The organism is Streptomyces tubercidicus (assembly GCF_027497495.1).
In the GTDB taxonomy this organism is placed as follows: Bacteria; Actinomycetota; Actinomycetes; order Streptomycetales; family Streptomycetaceae; genus Streptomyces; species Streptomyces tubercidicus.
Map to the genome: position 1 here is coordinate 1,347,769 of NZ_CP114205.1, position 24,673 is coordinate 1,372,441.

21 protein-coding genes are annotated in these 24,673 nt (G+C 72.3%); 8 read left to right on the forward strand and 13 right to left on the reverse strand.

Annotation, left to right across the window (positions count from 1 at the left end; translation table 11 throughout):
- Positions 1 to 29: 29 nt before the first annotated feature.
- From STRTU_RS05730 to STRTU_RS05740, 3 genes are all read right to left on the reverse strand, one after another.
- The gene (locus STRTU_RS05730) at positions 30 to 404 is read right to left on the reverse strand and encodes a glyoxalase superfamily protein (RefSeq protein ID WP_159742540.1); all 375 of its coding nucleotides are present in this window, start codon (positions 402 to 404) and stop codon (positions 30 to 32) included.
- A gap of 51 nt (positions 405 to 455) precedes the next feature.
- On the reverse strand, positions 456 to 1,007 hold the full coding sequence (locus tag STRTU_RS05735; protein ID WP_159742541.1) for a GNAT family N-acetyltransferase: 552 nt from the start codon (positions 1,005 to 1,007) through the stop codon (positions 456 to 458).
- 69 nt (positions 1,008 to 1,076) lie between these two features.
- The gene (locus tag STRTU_RS05740) at positions 1,077 to 2,504 is read right to left on the reverse strand and encodes a CoA transferase (protein ID WP_159742542.1); all 1,428 of its coding nucleotides are present in this window, start codon (positions 2,502 to 2,504) and stop codon (positions 1,077 to 1,079) included.
- A gap of 318 nt (positions 2,505 to 2,822) precedes the next feature.
- On the opposite strand from STRTU_RS05740, the gene STRTU_RS05745 reads away from it, so the two are divergent.
- The gene (locus tag STRTU_RS05745) at positions 2,823 to 4,010 is read left to right on the forward strand and encodes a cytochrome P450 (protein WP_159742543.1); all 1,188 of its coding nucleotides are present in this window, start codon (positions 2,823 to 2,825) and stop codon (positions 4,008 to 4,010) included.
- 35 nt (positions 4,011 to 4,045) lie between these two features.
- Positions 4,046 to 4,240, forward strand: coding sequence for a ferredoxin (locus STRTU_RS05750; RefSeq protein ID WP_159742544.1), 195 nt, complete (start codon positions 4,046 to 4,048; stop codon positions 4,238 to 4,240).
- Between the two features lie 40 nt (positions 4,241 to 4,280).
- Here the strand turns inward: STRTU_RS05750 and STRTU_RS05755 are convergent, their stop codons facing one another.
- The 5 genes from STRTU_RS05755 to STRTU_RS05775 all read right to left on the reverse strand — a co-directional run bounded on the left by STRTU_RS05755 (position 4,281) and on the right by STRTU_RS05775 (position 11,515).
- Positions 4,281 to 6,095: a CocE/NonD family hydrolase gene (locus STRTU_RS05755; RefSeq protein WP_159746721.1), complete on the reverse strand. Its 1,815-nt coding sequence runs from the start codon at positions 6,093 to 6,095 to the stop codon at positions 4,281 to 4,283.
- Between the two features lie 227 nt (positions 6,096 to 6,322).
- Complete coding sequence (locus STRTU_RS05760; RefSeq protein WP_159742545.1) at positions 6,323 to 7,255, reverse strand: S66 peptidase family protein; 933 nt, start codon at positions 7,253 to 7,255, stop codon at positions 6,323 to 6,325.
- Positions 7,252 to 9,279: a prolyl oligopeptidase family serine peptidase gene (locus STRTU_RS05765; RefSeq protein ID WP_159742546.1), complete on the reverse strand. Its 2,028-nt coding sequence runs from the start codon at positions 9,277 to 9,279 to the stop codon at positions 7,252 to 7,254. Before STRTU_RS05765 ends, STRTU_RS05760 begins: the two co-directional genes overlap by 4 nt.
- Positions 9,280 to 9,324: 45 nt before the next feature.
- On the reverse strand, positions 9,325 to 10,689 hold the full coding sequence (locus STRTU_RS05770; protein WP_159742547.1) for a M20/M25/M40 family metallo-hydrolase: 1,365 nt from the start codon (positions 10,687 to 10,689) through the stop codon (positions 9,325 to 9,327).
- Positions 10,682 to 11,515, reverse strand: coding sequence for a M55 family metallopeptidase (locus STRTU_RS05775; RefSeq protein WP_159742548.1), 834 nt, complete (start codon positions 11,513 to 11,515; stop codon positions 10,682 to 10,684). Before STRTU_RS05775 ends, STRTU_RS05770 begins: the two co-directional genes overlap by 8 nt.
- Positions 11,516 to 12,009: 494 nt before the next feature.
- On the opposite strand from STRTU_RS05775, the gene STRTU_RS05780 reads away from it, so the two are divergent.
- The 3 genes from STRTU_RS05780 (at position 12,010) to STRTU_RS05790 (ending at position 15,035) form a co-directional block, all read left to right on the forward strand.
- Positions 12,010 to 12,813 carry a helix-turn-helix domain-containing protein gene (locus STRTU_RS05780; RefSeq protein WP_246240142.1) on the forward strand — a complete coding sequence of 268 codons (804 nt, stop codon included), beginning with the start codon at positions 12,010 to 12,012 and terminating at the stop codon, positions 12,811 to 12,813.
- Positions 12,814 to 13,058: 245 nt separating this feature from the next.
- Entirely contained in the window at positions 13,059 to 13,937 is an 879-nt protein-coding gene (locus STRTU_RS05785) for a serine hydrolase (RefSeq protein WP_159742550.1), read from the forward strand.
- 246 nt (positions 13,938 to 14,183) lie between these two features.
- Complete coding sequence (locus tag STRTU_RS05790) at positions 14,184 to 15,035, forward strand: class I SAM-dependent methyltransferase (protein ID WP_167539117.1); 852 nt, start codon at positions 14,184 to 14,186, stop codon at positions 15,033 to 15,035.
- Here the strand turns inward: STRTU_RS05790 and STRTU_RS05795 are convergent.
- The 3 genes from STRTU_RS05795 to STRTU_RS05805 form a co-directional block, all read right to left on the reverse strand.
- Complete coding sequence (locus STRTU_RS05795) at positions 15,026 to 15,970, reverse strand: alpha/beta fold hydrolase (RefSeq protein ID WP_159742551.1); 945 nt, start codon at positions 15,968 to 15,970, stop codon at positions 15,026 to 15,028. The two genes, STRTU_RS05790 and STRTU_RS05795, sit on opposite strands and share 10 nt — an antisense overlap.
- Positions 15,971 to 16,102: 132 nt before the next feature.
- Complete coding sequence (locus STRTU_RS05800; protein WP_174878813.1) at positions 16,103 to 18,619, reverse strand: MFS transporter; 2,517 nt, start codon at positions 18,617 to 18,619, stop codon at positions 16,103 to 16,105.
- A gap of 252 nt (positions 18,620 to 18,871) precedes the next feature.
- Entirely contained in the window at positions 18,872 to 19,315 is a 444-nt protein-coding gene (locus STRTU_RS05805) for an SRPBCC family protein (protein ID WP_159742552.1), read from the reverse strand.
- 158 nt (positions 19,316 to 19,473) lie between these two features.
- Here STRTU_RS05805 and STRTU_RS05810 point away from each other — a divergent pair, with 158 nt between their 5' ends.
- Positions 19,474 to 20,523: an Rv2578c family radical SAM protein gene (locus STRTU_RS05810; protein ID WP_159742553.1), complete on the forward strand. Its 1,050-nt coding sequence runs from the start codon at positions 19,474 to 19,476 to the stop codon at positions 20,521 to 20,523.
- Between the two features lie 144 nt (positions 20,524 to 20,667).
- Positions 20,668 to 21,207, forward strand: a complete 540-nt coding sequence (locus STRTU_RS05815; protein ID WP_159746724.1) for a GNAT family N-acetyltransferase — start codon at positions 20,668 to 20,670, stop codon at positions 21,205 to 21,207.
- Positions 21,208 to 21,230: 23 nt separating this feature from the next.
- Here STRTU_RS05815 and STRTU_RS05820 read toward each other — a convergent pair whose 3' ends face one another.
- Complete coding sequence (locus STRTU_RS05820; protein WP_159742554.1) at positions 21,231 to 21,695, reverse strand: VOC family protein; 465 nt, start codon at positions 21,693 to 21,695, stop codon at positions 21,231 to 21,233.
- A gap of 64 nt (positions 21,696 to 21,759) precedes the next feature.
- Complete coding sequence (locus STRTU_RS05825) at positions 21,760 to 22,440, reverse strand: HEAT repeat domain-containing protein (protein ID WP_246240144.1); 681 nt, start codon at positions 22,438 to 22,440, stop codon at positions 21,760 to 21,762.
- A 388-nt stretch (positions 22,441 to 22,828) separates the two neighbouring features.
- Between STRTU_RS05825 and STRTU_RS05830 the strand changes: the two genes are divergently transcribed.
- The gene (locus STRTU_RS05830) at positions 22,829 to 24,649 is read left to right on the forward strand and encodes a 3-hydroxyacyl-CoA dehydrogenase family protein (protein ID WP_159742555.1); all 1,821 of its coding nucleotides are present in this window, start codon (positions 22,829 to 22,831) and stop codon (positions 24,647 to 24,649) included.
- Positions 24,650 to 24,673: the final 24 nt, after the last annotated feature.

The window sequence follows — 24,673 nt, forward strand, 5'->3', positions numbered from 1 at the left end:
ATTGGCGCGTCGGCTCATTGGCGCGTCGGCTACTCGGCCGCGCCCGGCTCGTTGAAGCGCAGCCGGTTCCCGAAGGGGTCGGTCAGGGTGAGCGAGGTCCCGATCTCGTCCTGTTCCAGACCGGGGCGCAGATACGGGTAATTCTTGGCGGCGAGCTCGGCGTGCAGTGCGCGCACCCCGCTCAGCTCCGCGTAGACCGTGGAGCCGGGGGTCGCGTCGCCGTGGTGCTCCGACAGGTGCAGCACGAGATCACCGCGCGACACCTGGGTGTAGAGCGGCATACCGGGCTCGAAACGGTGCTCCCAGTCGACCGTGCAGCCGAGGTAGCCGACGTAGAACTCATGGGCCTTGGCCACGTCGAAGATCCGGAAGACCGGTACGGTGCGGTGGAATTCGATGGTCATGAGGGATATCCCATCACTCCCCTGCCCGGACCGAAGCGCCCGGCCCGGAGATCAATTCCCCCGCCCCGGGACCATCTCGGCGGTGATCGCCCAGCGTTCGTGGTCGCGCCAGGCGCCGTCGAGGAAGAGGAAGTCCGGGGAGAAGCCCTCCCGCCGGAATCCGGCCCGTTTGACCAGGGCGATCGACAGGTCGTTGGCCGGCTGGATGTTGACCTCCAGCCGGTGCAGGCCCAGGGCGGTGAAGGCGTGGTGCAGTACGAGCCGCAGGCCCTCGCTCATCAGGCCGCGGCCGGCGGCGTGCGCGAAGGCGCCGTAGCCGATCGCGCCGCAGCGGAACGCGCCGTGCACGATGTTGTTGATCGTGAGGTACCCGGCGATCCGGCCGTCCGCGAGTTCACAGATCAAGAAGCCCTCGCGCCGCGGTTCCTGGAGCCGCAGCAGATAGCCGTCGTACGCGGTGTCCGTGGCGGGCGGGAAGAGCCAGGGGCGGTGCAGCTGGGCGCTCTCCCGCGCCAGTGCGGTGAACTCCGCCCGGTCGGCGGCGGTGAAGTGCCGGATGCCCACCCGCGGGCCGCGCGCGAGGTAGCGGTCGTTGCTCGTCATCGGCAGATCGTACGAAGGGCGCAGGGGGCAGGCCAGCCGACCGGCCACCTGGACGACGCCGCCCGGCCGTCAGGGGCCCTCCCGCCACACCGGCGCGTCCGTTCCGCACCGGCCGGGCGGGGTTGCCCAGGTGGCCGGTGCACCGGCGAAGGAGACGGGCGGGAGGGCGTGGCGGAGCCGGCCCACGGGGCTGTCGGTCTCGCGGAGGTGGTCCGCGGGGTCGTGGGCGGCGCCGGAGGGCCTGGGGCCGTCGTCGTCGCGCGCCGGCAGCTCGTGGGTCAGCCATCGCGCGGTGCGGGCCAGGGACAGGGTGGCGAGGGTGGCGCGCCCCGTGCGGCGCTGTTCGGTCAGCGCGCGGAGCACCGCCGCGGCCAGGAGGTAGCCCGTGCCGTGATCCAGGGCCTGGGCGGGCAGTGCGCCGGGGGTGCCGTCCGCGCCGGATTCGATGGCGGCGATTCCGGTGGCCACCTGCACCAGGCTGTCGAAGCCGCGCCGGGCGCCCCACGGCCCGTCGTCGCCCCAGGCGGAGAGCCGGGCGACGACCAGGCCGGGGCGGCGGGCGGCCAGCGCCTCCGGGGTGAGGCCGAAGCGGTCGAGTGCGCCCGGCCGGTAGCCGGTGACCACGACATCCGCGCGGGCCAGCAGCTCCTCGAAGTCCGCCCGGCCGCCGGGCGAGCCGAGGTCGAGCAGCGCGGACCGCTTGCCGAAGCCGGTATCGCTGTGGGCGTCCTGACTCTCCGGCAGCTGTGGGGCGTCGATACGCAGCACGTCCGCGCCGAGCAGCGCCAGCGTGCGGGTGGCGACCGGCCCGGCGATCACCCGGGTCAGGTCCAGCACCCGCAGTCCGGCGGCCGGGAGTACCGGGTCGCCGGTCCGCGGCGGCAGTACACGGGGCGGGGCGGCGGCGCCGAGCGGCCGGAGGGTGAGCAGCGGAGCGGCGGCCACGGTGGCGCCCTGGGGGTGGGCGGCCCACTGGTCGGGTGTACGGGCGGCGACGGCCAGCCCGCCCGCGGCGTAGACGGTCTCCTCGACCTCCGTCGCGCGGCGGCCGGCCAGTGCGGCCTCGGCCTCCGGCACCCCGGCGCTCTCGGGGAGGTCCAGGGCGCGGAGCAACCGGGCGCGGTGGTGCGGGTAGTTGGCGTGGGTGCGGACCCAGCCGTCGGTGGTGCGCCAGAAGCGGGAGAGCGGGGCGAAGTTCGACGGGGCCCGGCCGTCGATCCGCAGGTGGCGTTCGCTGACGAAGGCGGTGGCCACCGCGCCGTCGTCGACGCGTACGACGGGCAGCGGACGGCCGTCGCGCCGGGCGGCGAGTTCGGCTGCCGCGAGCGCACAGACCGCGACCGTGGAGCGGGCCAGCGGCAGCACCGGGAGCCTGGCCGGCAGCAGACCGGGCGGACCGCCGTAGGTGATCCGTTCCGTCAGGGCCGGGTCTCCCCCGAGCGCCGACCACGCCTGCGCCGTACCCCTAATGGCCCCACCGTCGTGTCGTTGCCCCATACAGGCAGTGTCGCACCCGTCGGCTTGTCCCCCCTGGGCCGCCGCCCGCTCTCACTCCCCGCAGCCGGTGCCGCGAACACCCGCCAACGGCGGATACGGCGCGGCATCCGACCGAACACGTCCCAAGTTGAACTAAATTGGCCGAACTGCGCGTAGACATGCCCGGCATCCGAGGCATGAAGTGAGATCGACCCGGCGCGAACGGCGCGTCACCCCACAGCCATCTCGCACACGAGCAACACGAGCCACTCAGACCGCTCAAGCCACCCCATGCCCCTCAAGCCCTCAAGCCCCCTGAGCCTCGTACGGGAGGATTCCGTGCCCGAAGCCATCCCCTACTTTCAGGACCGCACCTGTCCCTACCACCCGCCCGCCAGTTATCAGCCACTGCGCGAGGACGGCCCGCTGACCCAGGTCACGTTCTACGACGGCCGCAAGGTATGGGCGGTCACCGGCCACACCGCGGCACGGGCGCTGCTGAGCGACCAGCGGATCTCCGCCGACCGGCAGAACCCGGCCTTCCCGATCCCGTCCGAGCGCTTCGCGGCGATCCGCCGGGTCCGGACACCGCTGATCGGGGTCGACGACCCGGAGCACAACACCCAGCGCCGGATGCTGATCCCCAGCTTCAGCGTCAAGCGGGTCGCCGCGCTGCGCCCGGAGATCCACCGGATCGTCGACGGGCTGCTCGACCGGATGCTGGCCCAGGGCCCGCCCGCCGAGCTGGTCTCCGCGTTCGCCCTGCCGGTCCCCTCGATGGTGATCTGCGCACTCCTCGGTGTCCCGTACGCCGACCATGAGTTCTTCGAGGAGGAGTCCCGCCGTATCCTGCGCGGCCGGACGTCCGAGGAGGCGGAGGACGCCCGGGTGAAGCTGGAGGAGTACTTCGCGGGGCTGATCACCGCCAAGCAGAAGAAGCCGGGCGACGGGCTGCTGGACGAGCTGATCGAGGACCGGCTGCGGACCGGCTCCCTCACCCACGAGGAGCTGGTCCGGCTCGCCATGATCCTGCTGGTGGCCGGTCATGAGACCACCGCCAACATGATCTCGCTGGGCACCTTCACCCTGCTGGAGCACCCCGGGCAGCTGGCGCAGCTCAGGGCCGAAGAGGGCCTGATGCCGGCCGCCGTCGAGGAGCTGCTGCGGTTCCTGTCCATCGCGGACGGGGTGCTGCGGGTGGCGAAGGAGGACATCGAGACCGGCGGGCAGGTCATCCGCGCCGGCGACGGGGTGGTGTTCCCCACCTCGCTGATCAACCGGGACGACACCGCCTATCCGTCCCCGGACGAACTGGACCTCAGCCGTTCGGCCCGCCATCACGTGGCGTTCGGCTTCGGGATCCACCAGTGTCTGGGGCAGAACCTCGCCCGCGCTGAGCTGGAGATCGCGCTGCGCTCGCTGTTCACCAGGCTCCCGGAGCTGCGGCTCGCGGCGCCGGCCGCCGAGATCCCGTTCAAGCCCGGAGACACCCTGCAAGGCATGATCGAACTACCGCTGACCTGGTAGCAGCCGGGTCGGCAGACCAACGAAAGGGGTCCGGAATGCGGATCGCCATCGACACCGACCGCTGTATCGGCGCCGGCCAGTGTGCCCTGACCGCGCCGGGGGTCTTCACACAGGACGACGACGGTTTCAGCGCGCTGCTGCCCGGCAGGGAGGACGGCGCGGGCGACCCGCTGGTCCGGGAAGCAGCCCGCGCCTGCCCCGTACAGGCAATCACGGTCACGGAGGACTGAGCCGCCCCCTCGGTGGACGACCGGGCCGGTCCGGACCCCGCTACCTCAACACTCCTTGGGTGACGGGCAGTTCGAGCACCCCTGCGTCCTTGGGCGTACTCGTGACCGTCACCGGCTTCACACCGCGATTGCCCCGATAAGCGGCGTCGCTCGCGGCGATCACGAAGCGCAGCCGGTGCCCCGGCGCGTACCGGTGGACGATGGCCGGCAGTCGCACGGTGAACCGCCGGGTCACATCGGGCACCCGGGCCGGGGCCACCAGCCGGTGCACCAGCGTCTTCTTACCGTCCGGCGCGACATCGTAGAGCTTGGCGAACAGCACGAGCTTGTCGGCCGCGTCCGCGGAGCGCTGGGCCCGCTCGGCCTGCGGTGAGGAGACCTTCAGCGTCACCTGTGGCGCGCCCACCACGTCGACCGGACCGCCCGCCACCGGCTGTGATGTCCAGTCGAGGTAGGTGCCCCTGGCGTCGTACGACGGCACGTCCGGCAGCCCCAGGATCCCGGCCAGCGAACTCTCCGAGTGGCTGGTGGCCATCCGCAGATTGCGGTACGTCCGGCTGCCGGGCGTCACCTCGGCGCGCCGGCCGACGAGCTTGCCGTCCCCGGAGAGATACAGCCGCCGGGTGCCGCCCGCCGGGAAGGCGGGCGCGGTGGCGTAGGCGGAACCGTCGGTCACCCAGTCCCGGTAGTAGGCGAAGGCCGGGCCGGTTCCGGTTGCCGTCCGGTGCCGGAGATAGCGGGTGAACCACGCCAGGATCCGCTGTCCGACATAGCTGCTGTCCAGGTTGCCCTGCGCCAGGTTGAGTTCGCCCTTCAGCGGCTTCTTCATCCCGCCGCTGTGGCCCCATGACTGCCAGATCATCTTGACCGGGGTGCCCTGCGCGGCGAGGGTCCGGTAGGTGGCGGTGGCCTCGTTGAGGTTGAACAGGGTGTCGTTCTGGCCCTGTACGAGCAGCGTCGGGGCCTTCACCGAGGGCAGATACGAGACCGGGGAGACGCTGCGCGTATAGCGGAGCACGGCGTCGGTCCGCTCCGCCGGGTACTTTCCGGAGTCCAGCAGCCGCTTGGTCTCGCAGGCGCGCGCGACGAAGTGCAGACAGCCGGGACCACCGGTACGCGAGGGGTCGAGCTCAGGATGCAGCAGCCCCTGCGCCTCGCCGATCAGGAAGAACCCGTTCGTCCACTGCCACTTGTAGGCACCGGGCAGCGGACCGGTGACGCCGTGGGTACGGCCGGCGTTGTTCGGGTCCAGGGAGTACGAGAGGTCGTTCCAGGTGATCAGCGGGACCAGTGCGTCGACCCGGTGGTCGACGGCGGCGGTGGCCAGCTGGATCGCACCGCCGTAGGAGCCGCCGATCATACCGACCCGCGGATCGCGCGCTCCGTCCTTGGCGACGTAGTCGAGCCGTGTCCCGTTGTCGGCCGTACGGGCGCCGGCCAGCAGGTCGATCAGTCCGCTCGCCGCCCGGCCGTCGGTCCCGGGGTCGTCGAGCGAGATCGGGCAGCCGGTCTTGCCGAAGCCGAGCCCGGAGTAGGCCAGCGCCACATAGCCGCGGGCGGCGAACGCCTTGGCGAGGGCGTCGGTCGAACCGTCCTTCTTGCTGCCGCCGAAGCCGTTGGTGGTCAGTACGGCGGGCGCGGGGTGGGCGGCGTCGGCGCCGGCCGGGCGGTAGACATCCGCGTCCAGCGTGCAGTTGCGCTCCCCGGTCCGGACGGTGACCTTCAGCGCGGTGACGGTGTACGGGTCGGCGGCCGCCTCCGCGGGGGCGGTCAGCGCGAGCGGAGCGGCGAGGGCGGAGCCGGCCAGCAGGGCGAGGGACCTGCGGAGCACGGGGCGGGACACGGCTCGGGACACGCTGGGCACGAGGACCTCCACACAGGTCGTACCAACCAGTCGGTAGCGGCGCGCTCATGCTGTGACACGGGTATCGGCAAGTCAACGTTCCGGACCCGCGTCGTGGTTAGGACGTGCGTTCAGGGGCGTCTTCCGGCGGGCGGAGCCAGGGACGCCCCATGAGGGCCGAGGCGACGGGACGGTGACAGGACGGCAATCGGTGACTGGACGGCAATCCGGTGGTGTGGTCAGCAGGTTGCCGGTGTGTCGAAGGTCAGCGTGCCGGCCGTGGCGTCCAGCTCGGCGGGGATGCCCAGCGGCAGGGTCAGCGCGGAGTCACCGTGTCCGAAGCCGAACTCCTCGGCCACCGGCACCCCGAGCCCGGCCAGCCGGTCCACCAGCACCTCCCGCACCCGGTCGTAGGGCCCGCAGCGGGCCCAGGAGCCGAGGACGATCCCGGCGACACCGTCCAGCCAGCCGGCGCGCAGGAGTTGGGTGAGCGACCGGTCGATGCGGTACGGCGGTTCCCCGACGTCCTCCAACAGGAGCAGCCCGCCCGCCGCGCCCGGCCGGGCCCGTGGGGTGCCCAGCTCGGTGGCGAGCATGGTCAGACAGCCGCCGAGGGTGAGCCCGCGGGCCCGGCCCGGCACCAGCGGCCGGGCGGACGGCGACACCAGGGTGCGGACGGTCTCCGGCGCGAACAGGGTGCGCCGCAGATGGTCACGGGTGGCGTCGTCCTTGAGGAAGACCTCCCCCGCGACGGCCGGGCCGTGCAGCGTGGACACCCCGGCACGCACCGCGAACGCCTCGTGCAGCACCGTGACATCGCTGAAGCCGATCAGCGGTTTGGGGGCCGCGGCACGGAGCGCGTCCCAGTCCAGGAGGTCGACCATCCGCTGGGCGCCGTAGCCACCGCGCGCCGCGAACACCGCCTTGACGGACGGATCGCACCACGCCTCCTGGAGGTCGCGGGCCCGCTCCTCGTCGGAGGCGGCGAGATGGCCCAGCGAGGGGTGGCCGCCGCGGACATGGGGCGCGGCGACCGGGTCGAGATCCCAGCCGCGGAGCACATCCAGCCCGCGGTCCAGCCGCTCCGCCACGATCGGGCCGCTGGGCGCCACCACCGCCACCCGGTCGCCGGGCCGCAGCCGTGGCGGCCGGACCGGCCGGGCGTCCGTCATCCGCGCAGCTCCAGTGCCGGGACATCGTCGCGGGCGATGCCGAACGTGTGGGTGTAGAGGGCGAGTTCGGCCTCCACGGCGCGCACGATGGTCTTCGCGCGGCGGAAGCCGTGGCCCTCGCCGGGGAACGACAGATAGGCGTGCGGTATACCGCGCCCGGCGACCTCGGCGAGGAAGCGTTCGCACTGCGAGGGCGGGCAGATCACATCGTCCAGGCCCTGGAGCAGCAGGAATGGCGCGGTGATCCGGTCTGCGCGGTGCAGCGGGGAACGCTCGCGGTAGCGGTCGGGCACCTCGTCGAGCGGCCCGATCAGCGAGTCCAGATAGCGCGACTCGAAGTCGTGGGTCTCGCCGGTGGCCCAGCCGGTGAGGTCCAGGATGGGGTAGCTGATGGTGCCGCAGGCGTAGAGGTCGGTGGCGGCCAGGGAGGCGGCGGCGGTCCAGCCGCCGGCGCTGCCGCCGCGGATGGCCAGCCGGGCGCGGTCGGCGGTGCCCTCGTCGGCCAGAGCGCGGGCGACGGCGGCACAGTCCTCGACGTCCACCACTCCCCACTGGCCGCGCAGCCGTTCCCGGTACTCGCGGCCATAGCCCGTCGAACCGCCGTAGTTGACCTCGGCGACACCGATGCCCCGGGTGGTGAAGTAGGCGATCTCCAGGTCGAGCACGAGCGGGGCCCGCCCGGTGGGGCCGCCGTGCGCCCACAGCACGAAGGGCGGCAGCTCTCCCTCGGGGGCCCGGTGGTCGGGGTTGTGCGGCGGGCAGATGTGGGCGTGGATGTCCCGCCCGTCGGGCCCGGTGAAGGTCCGGTGCAGCGGCCGCGGATAGTAGGCCGGGTCCAGGACGTCGGTGTGCCGGCAGGCCAGTACGCGGGCGCGTCCGGTGCAGGTGTCCAGCTCGACGATCTCGTACGAGCTGTGCGGACCGGCGGCGATGCCGATGACGCGGCTGCCGTGCACGGCGAGGCTGGGCGCCCACTCGGTCCACGGGCCCGCCGCGTCGACCAGTTCGCCGCTCACCGGGTCGAGGATGCCCAGGGAGGTGGCGCCCAGGCCGTGGATCACTGCGAGGGTGCCGTTGTCCAGGGGCAGGAACCAGCGCTGGCCGACGGTCCACAGCGGTCCGCCGAACTCCTCCTGCCGGGCCGGGCACAGTGCGCGGCCCGACGCGGAGCCGTCGCCCGTCGCCTCCGGGTCGATGCGCCGCAGCTGCCACCAGCCGCCGGCGTCCGAGACGAACAGCAGGGAGCCGTCGGCCGCCCACTCGATCTGGGCGACGGACTCACCGGCCGCGCCACCGTGCGGTTCGCCGGGGCCGAGGTCGCCGACGAGCGGCCGGATGTCCGCGAACCCGCCCTCTCCGGTGATCCGGGCGACCATCGCCAGCGTACCCTCCCAGGGCATACGGGGGTGGTCCCAGGCGAGCCAGGCGGCCCGCCGTCCGTCCGGGGAGATCCGCGGACCGGTCACGAAGCGATGCCGGTCGTCGCTCAACTCCCGTACGGACGCGCGGTGTTCGGCGGCGGAGCCGTCGAGCGGCACGGCCGCGATCACCCGGCGCACATCGGTCGGCCGGTCGCCCGTGAACTCCTCCAGGACACACCAGACCTCACCGAGCTCCGGGCGCAGCACCGGGTCGGCCCAGCGCAGCCCGTCGCCGACGGCGGAGTGCGGGGTGAGCGGGCGCGGCGCCTCGTCGCTGTCCGGCGCGTAGGCGTACAGCCGCTGGTCGGCGAAGTTGCTGAAGACGACCAGCGGTCCGCGCTCGGTGACCGCACCGGCCCAGGGCTGGCCGCCGTACTCCAGCACCCGGCTGCGGACGTTCCAGGGCGCGGGCAGTACCGACTCCTCGGTGCCGTCCGGGCGCAGGCGGACCAGCGCCCGCCGGCCGCCCTCGCCGGGCCGCGGCTCCGTCCACCACACCTCGTCGCCGACGACACCGGCGAAGGCCGGCCGGCCGTCGTGCGCGGCAACCGTCCGGGCATCGATCGGGGACGTCCAGCCGCCATACGGAGCCGTGGTCACCATGCTGCAGTTCCTCTCCACCACCGGGTCGGACAACGCGTCGGCCGGTCAGGCCGCGCGCAGGAAATGATCGAGCACCCGGACACCGAAGTGCAGCCCCTCGACCGGCACACATTCGTCCACGCCGTGGAAGAGCGCCTGGTAGTCGAAGCCCTCGGGCAGCTTCAGCGGGGAGAAGCCGTAGCCGGTGATGCCCAGCCGGGAGAACTGTTTGGCGTCGGTTCCGCCGGACATGCAGTACGGCACGACATGGCCGTCCGGGTCGAAGCGCTCGATCGCGGCGCGCATCGCGGCGAACGCCGGGGCGTCGACCGGGGCCTCCAGCGCGACCTCGCGATGGTGGTACTCCCAGCTCACATCCGGTCCGGTGAGCTCGTCCAGGGTCGTGCGGAACTCCGCCTCGCCGCCGGGGAGCACCCGGCCGTCGATATGGGCGACGGCGGTCCCGGGGATCACATTGATCTTGTAACCGGCCGCCAGCATCGTCGGGTTGGCGCTGTTGCGGACCGTGGGCTCGACCAGTTTGGCGGCCGGGCCGAGCCTGCCGAGCAGTGCGTCGACATCGAAGCGCGGCGCGTCGGCGTCCACCTCGATGCCCTGCAGCGCGGCGAGTTCACGGAGCGCGGCCCGCACGGTCGGGGTGAGCCGGACCGGCCAGTCGTGCGCGCCGATCCGGGCCACGGCAGCGGCGAGCCGGCTGACCGCGTTGTCGCGGTTGACCTTCGAGCCGTGTCCGGCCCGCCCCCGCGCGGTCAGCTTCAGCCAGGCCGTCCCGCGCTCCCCCGCCGCGACCGGGTACAGCCGCATCCCGTCGCCGCCATGGAAGGTGAAGGCGCCGGACTCGCTGATGCCTTCGGTGCAGCCCTCGAAGAGGCCGGGGTGCTGATCGGCCAGGAAGCCCGAGCCGTCCTCGGCGCTGGCCTCTTCGTCGGCGGTGAAGGCGAGCACGATGTCCCGGCGCGGCCGCACCCCGCTGCGGGCCCACTGGCGGACGACGGCGAGCACCATCGCGTCCATGTTCTTCATGTCGATGGCGCCGCGGCCCCAGACCACACCGTCGCGGACCTCCCCGGAGAAGGGGTGCACACTCCAGTCGGCGGGCTCGGCGGGCACCACATCGAGATGGCCGTGCACCAGCAGGGCATCGGCCGCGGGGTCGGTGCCCTCGATGCGGGCGACCACGTTCGTACGGCCCTTGCTGCGCTCCAGCAGCGTCGGCGTCAGTCCGGCCCCGGCCAGCCGCTCGGCGACGTACTCGGCGGCCGGGCGCTCCTGGCAGGCGCCGTCACCGGCGTTGCTGGTGTCGATCCGGATCAGCTCGGAGGTGAACCGCACCACCTCGTCGAGCGCCTGCTGGTCCACGCCGGTCACCTGCCCGGTCCCGGGCTCCCCGGCGCTCTCCACCTCAGCCATATTGTTCCTCCACGGCGGACGACACGACGGTGGTGACCGCCTTGAAGCACCGGATGGCTTCGTACATGTTCTGACCCGTATACGCGATACGGCGTTCCCCGCATCGTTCCACGCCCGGCACACAGGTGGCCGCGCCCACCAGATGTTCGGCGTCGAATTCCAGCTCGAACCGGAACGGGCCGCGCCGGGAGGGTTCATGACGGACCGCCAGTGCCGCGCCCTTGCGGGCGGCGGCCCGGATCTCGGCGGCGGTACGGGCCGGCGGTCGGCAGACCGCCGCATAGCGCGACACATAGTCCTTGACCGCCACACCGGGCGCCTGCGGGGCGTACCCCAGGGCGTCCTGGCAGGTGCGGTCGTCGCCGGTCACCAGCACCACGGGGACGCCGTACTCGGCGACCACCAGGGAGTTCAGATAGCCCTCGCTCGCACGGGTGCCGTCGACCCAGACGCCGGTGAGGGTGTTGGCGAGGTAGGTGTGCGCGAGGACGCCTTCGGTGCCCGCCCCGGTGTGGTAGCCGACGAAGGCGATCCCGTCGACGTCGCCGTGCTGCACGCCTTCGACCATGCTCAGCGATTTGTGCCGCCCGGTGAGCATCTGCGCCCGCTCATCGAGCTGTTCCAGCAGCAGATTGCGCATCGTCCAGTGCGCCTCGTTGACCAGCACCTCATCGGCCCCGCCATCGAAGAATCCGGCGATCGCCGCATTGACGTCAGAGGTGAACATATGGCGGCAGCGCTCCCATTGGGGCGTCCCCGGCAGCACATCGGCCGGCCAGGTCACGCCCGTGGCGCCCTCCATGTCCGCGGAGATGAGGATCTTCACATGCACCAGTCCCGTCGCAGCTAGGCGGTACGCACGACACCCGATGCCGCCCGGTCACCACAGTCTCGGCGATACGGCACGGCTTGCCCAGCCTAACCAGGGCCTTCCGTCTGACGCCCCGTCCGGCGCCTTCCAGGACCGCCCCGTTGTCGGCAACAGCAGTCGGCGACGGGGCGGCAACGGCTGTCGGCAACAGCACAACTTCTTCATCTCAGCACCACGATTCCTTCCCGGCGGAACCTGGGGGTACGCTCGTCCCCCACCGCATCTCGCACAGTTTCTGTCGCAAAGCGGAAGGACTTCCGACGGATTCCGTAAGGACTTCTAGACGAGTTCTGTCAGCTGCCGACGGCACATGCCAGGTGAGGTACAACAGGCCGGACCAGCTTCCCACGCAAGGAAACAGAGGCAGAATGGTGAGCGAGGCATTCCATGGCGTCCGGTTACCGCAATGCGGTGACACGCGAACCGACAGCGAAGGCCAACTCGCGATCTTGACCGAACTGATCGCGCAGTCTCTTTGCGATCGCAATCCGAGCTTCAAGGAAGTCATCGAACGGGGCGGCCGCCAGCAGGTGGCGAGACTGATCGAGGACGTGCTGCGGTCCGGTGATCCCCTGCCCGAGAAGGTGCGCGCGGTCATGCTGCGCACCGACACCGACATCCATCTGGTGGCGTCCGCGCTGGGCGACTGTCTCGTCAGCGCACCGGACGAACCGCCGGGCCTGCTGATCCCCGCCGCGCTGGCCGACGGCAAGAACGGACGGGCGAGGCTGAAGGGCGTGCTGCGTCATCGCGCGGCGGTGGTCGGCCATGCGGTGCCGCCGGCGGAGGCCGCCGCTTCAGTCCGCGCCGCGTCCCGGCTGCTGGACCTGGCATCCACGCACGACGGCCCCGAGGCCGGAGTGGTGTTCGTCGACGACCACCTCTCCTCCCTCCTGCTCCTCCAGGACGAGACGCTGGCCCACACCCTGATCGCGCGCCGCCTGAGCCCGCTCGCCGGGCTGACGCCGGAGCGGTGCGAGCGCCTGGAGGCCACCCTGCTCGCCTGGCTCGGCGGCATGGGCGCTCCGGAGGTGGCGAAGGCGCTCAGCATCCACCCGCAGACCGTCCGCTACCGGATGCGCCAGCTGGAGAAGCTGTTCGGCGCCCGCCTCCGGGACCCACGGACCCGCTTCGAGATCGAGATGGCACTCCGCAGCCGCCAGCTGATGGCCGCCACCCGCCGACGCCGGAAAGCCGCCACCCGCCGCCCCCGCGCCGCCACCAAGCCCCAGAGAGCCCTGCCACGGCGCTAGCGACCCTGCCCGCATTCGCCCCCGAATTTGGCGAATCTCACACCACAACCCACCCCCGCAAATACGGACAAACCACCCACATCGCCCGGGGTGCCCGCACCCCCGCCACGTATCGTCGCCGTGACCCATGAACCGGGACACCGGCCGGCCGCACGGCCGCGGTGACCCGACGACCAGCCGGTCGCATGAGGCCGGCCGCCCGAGGGCGCAGCCTCCGATACACAGCGGGACAGGACACCACCTCCATGCACGACGCCTCACGCATATCGACCTGCGCGCGCCGCGGGCTGGCCGCGGTCGTGGCTGCCGGATCGCTGCTCACGGTGCTCACCACGGCGACCCCGGCCGCGGCCGGCTCCGCCAGCACGCCGGTGGGCGGCTCCAAGGTCGTCTGCACCTCGCAGCAGCCGGGCCTGGCGCCCGCCCTGTCCCAGGACATCGCCGACGCCCTCCAGGGGCGGGAGGGCGCCTCGGCGCTGGCGATCTACGACCGGCGCACCAAGACGCACTGCGAGTTCAAGGCCGGTGCCCACTTCGACTCGGCGAGCGTGGTGAAGGTCACGGTGCTCGGGGCCCTGCTGCGGCAGGCCGAGGAGGCGCACCGCAAGCTGACCCCGCACGAGGTGCGGCTGACCACCGCCATGATCACCAAGTCGGACAACGACTCCACCACCAAGCTCTGGCGCCAGGTCCGCCCGGCCGGCATCCAGCGCTTCCTGTCCCTGGCCGGTATGCGGCACACCGTCCCGGGCCCGCACGGCGCCTGGGGCCTCACCCAGATCACCGCCGCCGACCAGCTCAGGCTGATGCGGCTGCTCACCGCGGACAACGCGGTGCTCACCGCCGCCTCGCGCGGATACGCCCTCGATCTGATGCACCGGGTCATCCCCGACCAGCGCTGGGGCGTCCCCGCCGGTGCCCCCGACGCCGACGCCGTCCACGTCAAGAACGGCTGGCTGCCCCGCAAGACCGACGGCTGGCGGGTCAACAGCGTCGGCACCTTCAACGGCAGCGGCACCGACTACGGCATGGCCGTCCTCTCCACCGGAAACCACACCATGGACGACGGCGTGACCACGGTCGAACGCGCCGCCAAGGTCATCCACCGCGATCTGACCCACTGACCTCCGGGGCCCCGGCGCCATCGCAGCGGGCGGCGGTGCCCAAATTCTCACCGCCGCTGCGCTTCCGGGACCCGCTTCCCCCGTACCGCATGGCGGTACGACTTTGCACTCCCCCGGGTGACCTGGCCCCCCGAACGGCCCCGTAGGGGGCGGGGCCGGGATATCAACGCCGCATGGGTGAGACCGTGCATCCGGTGGTCCGCCGGGCATGCTCACCGCCCCACACCGCACTCTGGGAGGAACCCGGTGCCAGGCCGCGTCACGGCAGACCTCGACGGAGTGCCCGAAACGGCGTTGTGGACGCTTTATCACCGCGCCGCCGAGGCCGTCCGTCCGGACACGGTGCTGGCCGATCCACGCGCCGTACAGCTCGTCAGCGAGATCGCGTTTCCCTTCCGGGAGCGGATGGGCGCCGCCCGGCCCTGGCTGGCGCAGGCCCTCGCGCTGCGCGCCCTCGGGTTCGACGGTGTGGTGCGCGCGTTTCTCGACGACTGTCCGGACGGCACCGTGGTCGCGCTCGGCGAGGGGCTGGAGACCCAGTTCTGGCGGGTGGACAACGGCCGGGCCCAGTGGGTCACCGTCGATCTGCACGGCCCGTTGGCGCTGCGGAGGCGACTGCTGCCCCACGGGGAACGGCAGCGCGTGGTGGTCTGCGACGCCCGGGACAGCCAATGGATGGCGGGCATCGATCCCTCGCGCGGTGTCCTGGTCACCGCCCAGGGCCTGCTGATGTATCTGGAGGCCGCGCAGGTGACCCGTCTGATCGCCGCCTGCGCCGGTGCGTTCCCCGGCGGCACGATGGTGTTCGACACCGTCTCGCGGCGGTTCAGCGCCCGCACCCGCGCCCACGCGAAGGGGCCGGGCGGCCACCGGCTGCCCCCGATGCCCTGGGGTATGGACGCGGCCGACCGGGACCACCTACGGGACGCCCATCCGGCCATCAGCGAGGTGTCCGAGGTGCCGCTCCCGGCGGGCCGCGGCGTCCTCGGCTATCTCGCGCCACGCGCCGCGGTCGTCCCCCTGCTCCGCACGGACCGCCCGCTCATCACCCGGCTGCGCTTCGGCGCGGCACCCGTATCCCTTACGGGTCAGCCCTGACGGCCGTGCTCCGGCAGCCCGTCGAGAAAGGCGTGCACCCGTTCCGCGAGCCGCTCCGGGTACTCCCCGTTGAGCGCATGGGAGGCCTCCGGCCAGACCTCCACGGCGCTGTCGCGCAGGGTGCGGGCGCGGGCCGCGGCCTTCTCGGCGTCATGCACGATGCTCTTCCCGGCGATCAGCGCGAGGACAGGTACCCGGAGGGAGCGCAGCTCGTCCGCGCCGGGCAGCGCCGGGGACGGGAAGCGGACCTTGAAGTCCCGCATACCGGAGGCGATCAGCCGGCCCTCGATGTGCTCCGAGGCGTCATCGATCCCGCCCGAGATCCAGCCCAGCAGCCGGTTGCGCAGCCCCTCCGGCATCCCGGGAAGCACGCTGCCCAGCGAGACCACGATCATCTTCCAGCTCAGCGGCGCGAAGGTGTTGGCCGGATCCAGCGCGATCACCGAGGCGATCCGCTCCGGACGGTGCACAGCGACCTGCACCGCCAGCCAGCCCCCGATCGACACCCCCAGCACATGCGCCCGGGGCAGTTCGAGCCGGGCGAGCATCTCGTCGATCCAGGCCGCCTGATCGGCACCGGAGGTCATCGGCGCCGACTGCACGCTGCAGCCCGGCTCCCCGAGCCCGTCGACGGCGTACACGGGGCGTCCGCCGCGCACCAGCCCCGGCAGATTCGTCCGCCACAGCGGGGTGCAGGACTGTCGTCCCGGCATCAGGACGAGCGGCACTCCGTCCCCCGTGCCGAACCTGTACACCCGCACCGTCCCGTACGAGGTGTCCACGGTTCGCTGCTCCTCGGGCTCGGGCAGCCCGTCCATCGCCTCCCGGTACACCGCGGCGAACCGCTCGAACGCCACCGCGTCACGGAACGCCCCGATGCGCCGCCGCGCCCATTCCGGTCCGATCCGCGGCTCCGGAAAGCTGATCTCCGCCATACCGTCATCCAACCACGGCGACGCCTGCCGCCGGGGTGGCAGGGGGCCGGTGGTGCACCCCATCCACCGTGGCAGCAGGCATTTATGACGTAGCGTCAGATTCCGCGAGTTCGGGCCGCCGTCGCCGTCTGTTCAGTCCTCGTGCCCCAGCTGGAGGTCGCGTTCGGTGCGGCCGCCGCCGGCCACCTGGAGGACGGTGGCCACCGGCGGGTATCCGGCGGCGATGACGGTGTACTCGCCGGCCGACACATCCACGAAGCGGAACAGCCCGTCGGGCCCGGTGGTCGCGGTGTCGACGACGTTGCCGGCCGCGTCCAGCAGGGTGACCCGGGCGTCCTCGACGGGGCGCCCGCCGCCGGCCCGTACGGTCCCGCGCAGCACCGCGCCACCGGCGAGCTCGATGTCCTGGCGGGTCTCCCGGGAGGCCTGGACGGTCACCGGCAGCGCGGCGGGGCGGAACGCCGGGGCGCTGGAGGCCAGGGTGTACTCACCGGCCACCAACTCCCCGATGACATAGCCGCCTTCGCGCCCGCTGCGGGTGGTGGCGACGACCTCGCCGCGGACATCGGTGAGGGTGACCATGGCATCGCGTACGGGCGTGCCGTCGGCGGTGGTGACGGTGCCCGCGAGCCGCCCCGCCCCGCCGAGCACGACATCCAGCTCGACCGGCCGCTCGCCGACGGTGACGGTGACCGCCTGCGGCTGGTGGCCGGCCGCCGCCGCGATCAGCACATAGGAGCCGGCGCCCGGTGTGCTCAGCGCATACCGTCCGTCCTCTCCGGTGGCACCGCGGCCGATCTGCCGCCCGGCCACATCGATGAGGGTGAGCGCGGCACGCGGCACGATGCTGCCGTCGTGATGCTGGACGGTGCCGCATACGGGGAGGCCGGCCATGGCGGCGCGTCCGGGGGCGGGGTAGCTGTGCGCACGGGCATAAGGGGAGCCGGGGTCACGGGAGTTGTCGGCGGCCGGGTCCGCTGCGGTACGGGCCTGCGGTACGGCGGCGGGGTCGGCCGGCTCGCCGTACGACATCTGCGGAGACGGGGTGACCTGCGGAGCATGAGGGGCGTGGGACACCAGGGGTTTCGCTTTCAGGAAGAGGGCGAGCACAAGGCCCAGGACGAGCACCGGCACGAGATAGCAGAAGATCCTTGGCATGGCGTCCGCGTACGCGGCGACAGAGCTGTCGCGCAGCGAGGCGGGCAGCGCACGTAGCAGTTGCGGGGTGATCGACTCCGGATCGGGCAGCCGCACCGGCAGCCGGTCGTCGAGCCGGCGGGCCAGCCGGTCGGCGAGCAGGGTGCCGAAGAGGGCCGCGCCTACGCTGCCGCCGAGCTGCCGGAAGTAGTGGGTGGCACCGGTCGCGGAGCCGCGGTCGGCGGGGCGTACGGAGTTCCGTACGGCGAGCACCAGCACCGGCAGGACGAGGCCGATCCCGAGGCCGAGGAGGCCGGTCCAGAGGCTGTAGACCTCCCGCGCGGTGTCCTGCTGCATCCGCGACAGCAGCCACATCCCCACCGCGGCCATCGCACACCCCACGACGGGGAGGGCCTTGTAGCGGCCGGTGCGGCTGATGAGCTGTCCGGAGGCGAGGGAGGCGAGCACGATGCCGCCGGTCAGGGGCAGCATCAGCAGCCCGGACTCGGTGGCCGTGGCGCCGTCGGCCCGCTGCAGGAAGGTCGGCAGGTAGCTGACGGCGCCGAAGAGCGCGAGGCCGACGGCGGCGCCGATGAGACCGGTGATGTTGAAGACCGCATCGCGGAACAGCCGCAGCGGGATCAGCGGTTCGCTGGCGAAGTACTCGACCGCGAGGAACAGCAGGGCGGTGCCGAGCGCACCGGCGCCGAGGCCGAGGACGACCCGCGAGTTCCAGGCGTAGGTGGTGCCGCCCCAACTGGTCAGCAGCACCAGGCAGATGGAGAACGCCGCGAGCAGCAGCGCCCCGGCGAGATCCGGCCTGCCGCGCCGCGCGGGCCGGGGCAGCTTCAGTGCCCAGGCGGTGACCAGGAACGTCAGCACACCGAACGGGACATTGAGGGAGAAGCACCAGCGCCAGGAGGCATGGTCGGTGCAGAAGCCGCCGATCAGCGGTCCGGCGACGGTGGCGAGACCGAAGGCGGCGCCGGTCAGGCCCATGCAGCGGCGGCGGGCACGGGGCGGTACGACATCGGCGACGATCGACTGGACGCCGATGATCAACCCGCCGCCGCCGACGCCCTGGACGGCCCGGAAGGCGACCAGTTCGTCCATGGTCCGTGACCAGCCGGCCAGCGCCGAACCGGCGGTGAAGACGAGGAGGGCGAAGAGGAAGACGGGCTTCCGGCCGAAGAGGTCGCCGAGCTTGCCGTGGAGGGGCAGTGCGAGGGCCGAGGCGAGCAGGTAGGAGGTCACCGCCCAGGGCATCGCGCCCAGACCGTGCAGCTCACCGACGATCTTCGGGAGCGCGGTGGCGACGATGGTCTGGCCGAGGGCCGCGAGCAGCAGCGCCGGGATCAGACCGGCGAGGACCAGACGGCGGCGGGGGCCGAGCGGCGCCGACGCAGCGGGTACGGGCTCCACGGGCCCGCCGCTCGTGCCCGGAGCCGTGCTCGCACCGAGCACGGGCGGACCGGTGCGCCCGCCCCACTCGCTCAGGGTGGTCCCGCCCACGTACTGCTCCCCTCGTCACGCCTGCTGCCGCCCACGTTCTCGTACGGGGCGACCACACCGTTTCAGCGCGGCAAGGGGATGCGGGCGGGGCGGGACCGGGCACCAAGTACGGTGCCCCGAGCGCCTATTGGGCTCCTATCAGGGCTTTCCGCACCGAACTGCCCCGGCGGATTGCACACTTCGGCTCACCGGAAACCACCCGAACCGGTGAGTGTGACGGCATGCATGCCGGGTGACGGGAGTGACGGCCGCTCACTTCTCCACGTGGGTGGCGAGGTTGGCCAGCAGGGCGTCGTAGATCCGGCCGAGGCCCTTGGGGGCGAAGGTCCGCTCGAAGAAGCCGCCGATACCGCCCGCGCCCTGCCAGGTCGTGGTGACGACGACCTTGGCGCGCCGTTCACCGGCCGGGGTGACGACCCAGGTCGTCACCATCGAGGAGTTGCGGTCCTTCTCCACGAGCTGGCCGTCGGTCGGCTCGTCGACCTCCAGCAGGCAGTCGCGCACCCGCTTGCTGGTGGCCTGAAGCTTCCAGTGGACGAGGGTGCCCTTGCCGTCACCGCCCTCGCGGACCTCGTACTCGCTGAAGTGCTCGGGCAGCAGCTGCCGGCGGGTGCCGCTGTAGTCGGCGAGCGCGTCGAACACGTCCTCCGGGTCCGCCGCGATCTCGCGCTGCGTGATGGCCTCGACCTGCCCCATGTGCGTCTTCCTCCAGTAGTCGACCTGCCGGTCCTGCTCTGCGCCGCCCAGCCAACCACCCCTCGGCGACGCGCCCAAATTCAGGGCCACCCGACCCCAAGGGAACATCTGTTCTATTATGGCGAACGGGGGCTCGGCAGGATCCAGAAGGAGGCCCGATGCGCTGGGACAATCTCGGCGACAGCCCGTCCGCGCTGTTCGGCACGGAGGTAGTCAGCCGGACGATCAACACCCCCGAGTTCCAGGGAATAACCTTCCACGAGGTGCGCGCCCGCTCGATCGTGAACCGTGTCCCGGGCGCCTCCCGGATGCCGTTCGAATGGACCGTGAACCCCTACCGCGGGTGCAGCCACGCCTGCGTCTACTGCTTCGCCCGTAAGACGCACAGCTACCTCGATCTGGACACCGGGCAGGGCTTCGACTCGCAGATCGTGGTGAAGGTCAACGCCCCCGAGCTGCTGCGCCGCGAGCTGGCCGGGCGGCGCTGGCGCGGTGACCACATAGCCATGGGCACCAACGTCGACTGCTATCAGCGCGCGGAGGGCCGCTACGGACTGATGCCCGGCATCATCGAGGCCCTGCGCGATCACGCCAACCCGTTCTCGATCCTCACCAAGGGCACGCTCATCCTGCGCGATCTGCCGCTGCTGCAGCAGGCCGCCGCGGTCACCGACATCGGCATCTCGGTCTCCGTCGGCTTCCTGGACCATGAGCTGTGGCGCACGATCGAGCCGGGCACACCCGCCCCCGACCGGCGGCTGGACGTGGTGCGGACCCTCACCGCGCACGGCATCCCGTGCGGTGTCCTGATGGCGCCGGTGATCCCGTTCCTCGGGGACGCCCCGGACCAGCTGCGGGCCACGGTCCGGGCCATCGCGGAGGCCGGCGCCGGATCCGTCACCCCGCTGGTGCTGCATCTGCGGCCCGGCGCCCGCGAATGGTTCATGGCATGGCTGGAACAGCACCACCCGCACCTGGTCCGGCGCTACACCACGATGTACGCGGACGGTGCCTACGCCCCCAAGTGGTACCAGCGCCGCATCACCCGCCAGGTCCATGAACTCGCCACCGAGTACGGCATCGGCCCCACCCACCCCGGCGAGCCCCGCCGGCTCCCACCACCGGACCCCACCCCCGTCCCGGCCGGAGACCACAACGGCCAGGCCCCCCAGCACCCTCCGGAACCGACCCAGTTGACCCTGATCTGACCCCTGATCTGACCCTGAATCCCCTGTGTGAGAGCCCCTGAAATCCTTGAGGGTCCCGGGGAGACATCCCCTACCCTCTCCCGCATGGATGGGACTGCTGAGCGCGCCCCGGCGCAGCCGCCGGGCCCCGTACGGATACGGGAGATGACCGAAGCCGATATCGAAGCGGTCTCCGCGGTGCGGGTGCACGGCTGGCAGACGGCCTACCGCGGGCTGATGCCGCAGGCGTATCTGGACGCGATGAGCGTGGCAGAGGATGCCGAGCAGCGGCGGTCGTGGTTCGGGCGCCGGTCGCCCGAGGTGTCGGATCTGGTCGCCGAGCGGGACGGCGCGGTCGTCGGCTGGGTGTGCGTCGGTCCGGCCCGTGACCCCGATATCGCCCCGGGGGCCGAGGAGTTGCCCGCGCCCCGGCCGACCGCGGGCGAGCTGCTCGCCCTCTATGTGGCGCCCGCCCTGATCGGCACCGGCGTCGGACGCGCCCTGATGGCCGCCGCCACCGCCCGCGCGCGGGCGCACGGCTTCCACACGCTGTACCTGTGGGTGGTACGCGGCAACACCCGCGCCGAGCGGTTCTACGAACGGGCCGGTTTCGCACCGGACGGCGCCGAGGAGGCGTACGACGTCGGCGGGAGCAGCGTCCCGGAACTGCGCTACCGGCGGGCGCTGGCCCCCACGGCCGGTTAACCCCTGTCCGGTGGATCAGGGCCCTAATGCACGCAGAACTCGTTCCCCTCCGGGTCCGTCATCACCACCCACTCGCCGCCCTGTTCCCTGACCTGGCGCTCCACCCGGGCGCCGAGCGCGTGGAGGCGCTCGACCTCGCTGTCCCGCTCGCCCGCGGGGCCGTGCAGGTCGATGTGCAGGCGATTCTTTGCCGTCTTCTCCTCTGCGCGGGGGATCCGGTTGAAGAGCAGGCGGCGTCCCCGTCCCGCGCCGCTCTCCGGGTCGTACGGGTCGTCGGGGTGGCGCACGGCCGCCGCGTCCCGCCAGGCGCGCCGGTCGTGGTGGTCCAGGAGGATCCCGGGCGGGATGGCGTCGAGGTCGAGGAGCTTGGCGATCAGGACGCTGTGGTCCTCGACCTCGTAGTGGAGCGCGGCCGCCCAGAAGTCGGCCTGGGCGTGCGGATCGTGGGCGTCGATGACGAGCTTCCAGTGCACGGGAGTTGCGGTCATGGTCACCACTTATAGCCCCCGGCACTGACATCCGGGGGCCACCGGCCGCCGCCGGCGGAGTGGTTCAGGCGTCCGGCCCGTCCGGCGGCCCGGCCCCGTTCCCCGCCCTCGCGTCCGCGGGCGCCCCGTCCCCCGCCGTCACGTCCTCATGCACCCCCAGCCGCGCCAGTGACGCCGCCGCGGCGGCCGCCAGACGGGGGTGGGCGGCGGCCGCGGTGAGCGCGGGGACGGCGCGCCGGTCGCCCAGCGCGCCCAGGCCCTCGACGCAGGCGAGCGCCACCCGCCAGTAGGGGTTGTGCGGGGTCAGCAGCCGCTCCAGGGTCGCGATCAGCGCGGGTACGGACTGCGGTGCGCGGAGTTCGGCGAGCAGCCGGACGGGGTGCAGGGCGTACGCGGTGCGCAGCGGGTTGGTGGCGAGCGCGGCCGCGGCGCGGGCGGTACGGGGGTCGCCGAGCCGGCCCAGCGCATGGGCAGCGGTGGCGCAGCGCACCGGTTCGCGGTAGTTCAGTAACAGGACGAGCGTTTCGAAGGCCCGCTTGTCGCCGGCGCAGCCGAGGACGAAGGCGGCGATCTCCCTGGCCCACAGCGGACGCTCGACGGCGACCAGCATCCGGGCCAGTTCCTCCCGGCCGGCCGGGGTGTTCTTGCGGGCCAGCCCGAGCAGCCGCTCATAGGCGACCAGATCCTGTGGGGAGCGGAGTTCACCGCGCACCCGGTCGGTCAACTCGTGGAATTCCTCTTCCATTTGCCGTTCCCCTCCCGCCGGGCCGCCCCGGTTCCCGCGACGTGGCCTGCGCCACAGCCTAGTGATGTCTGCTACCCCTGGCGCTCTGGTTACTCACCGGTTAACCTGCTGGAACGAGCAGCACCACTGCTCGGGCGGCCTGGTGACGCAGCCGCCACAGAGTGAAGTCGGTTCGGCACAGCACGACACAGTACGGAGCACACGGCAAGGCCCCGGGACAGGGCACTCGCCGGGTCTCCCACCCCGCCGGCGCTGCCATGGCGCTGCGGCTCCCCGCGGCTCTCCGCCGCTGTTCTGCCGCTGCGATCGCTGGCCTCGCGTCCGCGCGGATACCCCTCAGTCGTCACTTCTCCCCTGCCCTCAGGGGAACACCCTCAGGAGTCTCGCGATGGGCCCTCAGTCCACCCCTGATCTCTCAACTCAAGCCTCTTCGCTGTCCCTTTCCACCGTCGCCGTCGTCGGCCTGGGCACCATGGGCACCGGTATCGCCGAGGTGCTGACCCGGGCCGGCCGTGAGGTCATCGGTATCGACACGGACGAAGCCGCGGCCCGCCGTGCCGTCTCCGCCCTCGAAGCCGCCACCGCCCGCGCCGTGCAGCGCGAGCGGCTCACGGAGCGGGAGCGCCAGGACGCCCTGGCCCGGTTCCGTACCTTCACCGATCTGCAGGCCGCCGCGGACGCCGATCTCGTCATCGAGGTGGTGCCCGAGGACTACGAGCTCAAGCGGCAGGTCTTCGCCGAGCTGGACGCGGTGGTCCGGCCGGACACCATCCTGGCCACCGGCACCAACGCGCTGTCCGTGACCCGGCTGGCCGCCGATTCGCAGCGCCCCGAGCGGGTGCTCGGGGTGCACTTCTTCAACCCCGCGCCGGCCATGAAGCTGGTCGAGGTGGTCTCCTCGGTGCTCACCGCGCCGACCGCGGTCGCGGCCGTCACGGAGCTCGCCCACGACCTGGGCAAGGACCCGATCGCGGTGGGTGACCGCCCCGGCTTCGTCGCGGACGGCCTGCTGTTCGGCTATCTGAACCAGGCCGCGGCGATGTACGAGTCCAAGTACGCCACCCGCGAGGACATCGACGCCGCGATGCGGCTCGGCTGCGGCCTGCCCATGGGCCCGCTGGCGCTGCTGGACCTGATCGGCGTGGACACCGCCCGTACTGTCCTGGAGGCGATGTACGCCGAGTCGCAGGACCGGCTGCACGCCCCCGCGCCGGTCCTGGGCCAGCTCGCCGAGGCGGGGCTGACCGGCCGCAAGGCGGGCCGCGGCTTCTACACGTACGAGGCTCCGGGCAGTGCCACGGTCGTGCCGGACGCGGAGAGCCCGGCGTCCGCCGACGAGCAGTCCGCCGGGCGCACGGTCAGCAGCGTCGGCGTGGCCGGTTCCGGGACGATGGCGAGCGGTATCGCCGAGGTCTTCGCCAAGGCGGGCTACAAGGTCGTGCTGGCCGCCCGCAGCCTGGAGAAGGCCGAGAAGGCGAAGGCCAGGATCGCCAAGTCCCTGGGCCGCTCGGTGGACAAGGGCCGGATGGCCGCCGAGGCCCGGGATGCCGCGCTGGCGGCGATCACCCCGGCCGGGTCGCTGGACGCGTTCGCCGATGTGGACCTCGCGGTGGAGGCGGTGGCCGAGGATCTGGCGGTCAAGCAGGAGCTGTTCAAGACGCTGGACAAGGTCTGCAAGCCGGGCGCCGTCCTGGCCACCACCACCTCGTCGCTGCCGGTCGTGGCCTGCGCCCGCGCCACCTCGCGCCCGCAGGACGTCATCGGGATGCACTTCTTCAACCCGGCGCCCGCGATGAAGCTGGTCGAGGTGGTCCGTACGGTCCTGACGGACGACGAGGTGCACGCCACGGTGCGGGCGGTCTGCGCCAAGGTCCGCAAGCACCCCGTGGACTGCGGCGACCGGGCCGGATTCATCGTGAACGCGCTGCTGTTCCCGTACTTGAACAACGCGATCAAGATGGTCGAGGAGCACTACGCGACGCTGGACGACATCGACGCCGCCATGAAGCTCGGCGGCGGCTACCCGATGGGTCCGTTCGAACTCCTCGATGTGGTCGGCCTGGACGTGTCCCTGGCGATCGAGAAGGTGCTGCACGCCGAGTTCCGCGACCCGGGGCTGGCCCCGTCGCCGCTGCTGGAGCACCTCGTCGCCGCGGGCTGCCTCGGCCGCAAGACGGGCCGCGGCTTCCGTGAGTACGCCCGGCGCTGACGCGTGGCGGCACCCCGGCCCGGC

Excerpts from the sequence above, each read along its gene's own strand:
- STRTU_RS05730 (WP_159742540.1), bottom strand. The coding sequence starts at position 404 with ATGACCATCGAATTCCACCGCACCGTACCGGTCTTCCGGATCTTCGAC.
- STRTU_RS05735 (WP_159742541.1), bottom strand. The coding sequence starts at position 1,007 with ATGACGAGCAACGACCGCTACCTCGCGCGCGGCCCGCGGGTGGGCATC.
- STRTU_RS05740 (WP_159742542.1), bottom strand. The coding sequence starts at position 2,504 with ATGGGGCAACGACACGACGGTGGGGCCATTAGGGGTACGGCGCAGGCG.
- STRTU_RS05750 (WP_159742544.1), top strand. The coding sequence starts at position 4,046 with ATGCGGATCGCCATCGACACCGACCGCTGTATCGGCGCCGGCCAGTGT.
- STRTU_RS05760 (WP_159742545.1), bottom strand. The coding sequence starts at position 7,255 with ATGACGGACGCCCGGCCGGTCCGGCCGCCACGGCTGCGGCCCGGCGAC.
- STRTU_RS05765 (WP_159742546.1), bottom strand. The coding sequence starts at position 9,279 with ATGGTGACCACGGCTCCGTATGGCGGCTGGACGTCCCCGATCGATGCC.
- STRTU_RS05770 (WP_159742547.1), bottom strand. The coding sequence starts at position 10,689 with ATGGCTGAGGTGGAGAGCGCCGGGGAGCCCGGGACCGGGCAGGTGACC.
- STRTU_RS05785 (WP_159742550.1), top strand. The coding sequence starts at position 13,059 with ATGCACGACGCCTCACGCATATCGACCTGCGCGCGCCGCGGGCTGGCC.
- STRTU_RS05795 (WP_159742551.1), bottom strand. The coding sequence starts at position 15,970 with ATGGCGGAGATCAGCTTTCCGGAGCCGCGGATCGGACCGGAATGGGCG.
- STRTU_RS05805 (WP_159742552.1), bottom strand. The coding sequence starts at position 19,315 with ATGGGGCAGGTCGAGGCCATCACGCAGCGCGAGATCGCGGCGGACCCG.
- STRTU_RS05810 (WP_159742553.1), top strand. The coding sequence starts at position 19,474 with ATGCGCTGGGACAATCTCGGCGACAGCCCGTCCGCGCTGTTCGGCACG.
- STRTU_RS05815 (WP_159746724.1), top strand. The coding sequence starts at position 20,668 with ATGACCGAAGCCGATATCGAAGCGGTCTCCGCGGTGCGGGTGCACGGC.
- STRTU_RS05820 (WP_159742554.1), bottom strand. The coding sequence starts at position 21,695 with ATGACCGCAACTCCCGTGCACTGGAAGCTCGTCATCGACGCCCACGAT.
- STRTU_RS05825 (WP_246240144.1), bottom strand. The coding sequence starts at position 22,440 with ATGGAAGAGGAATTCCACGAGTTGACCGACCGGGTGCGCGGTGAACTC.
- STRTU_RS05830 (WP_159742555.1), top strand. The coding sequence starts at position 22,829 with ATGGGCCCTCAGTCCACCCCTGATCTCTCAACTCAAGCCTCTTCGCTG.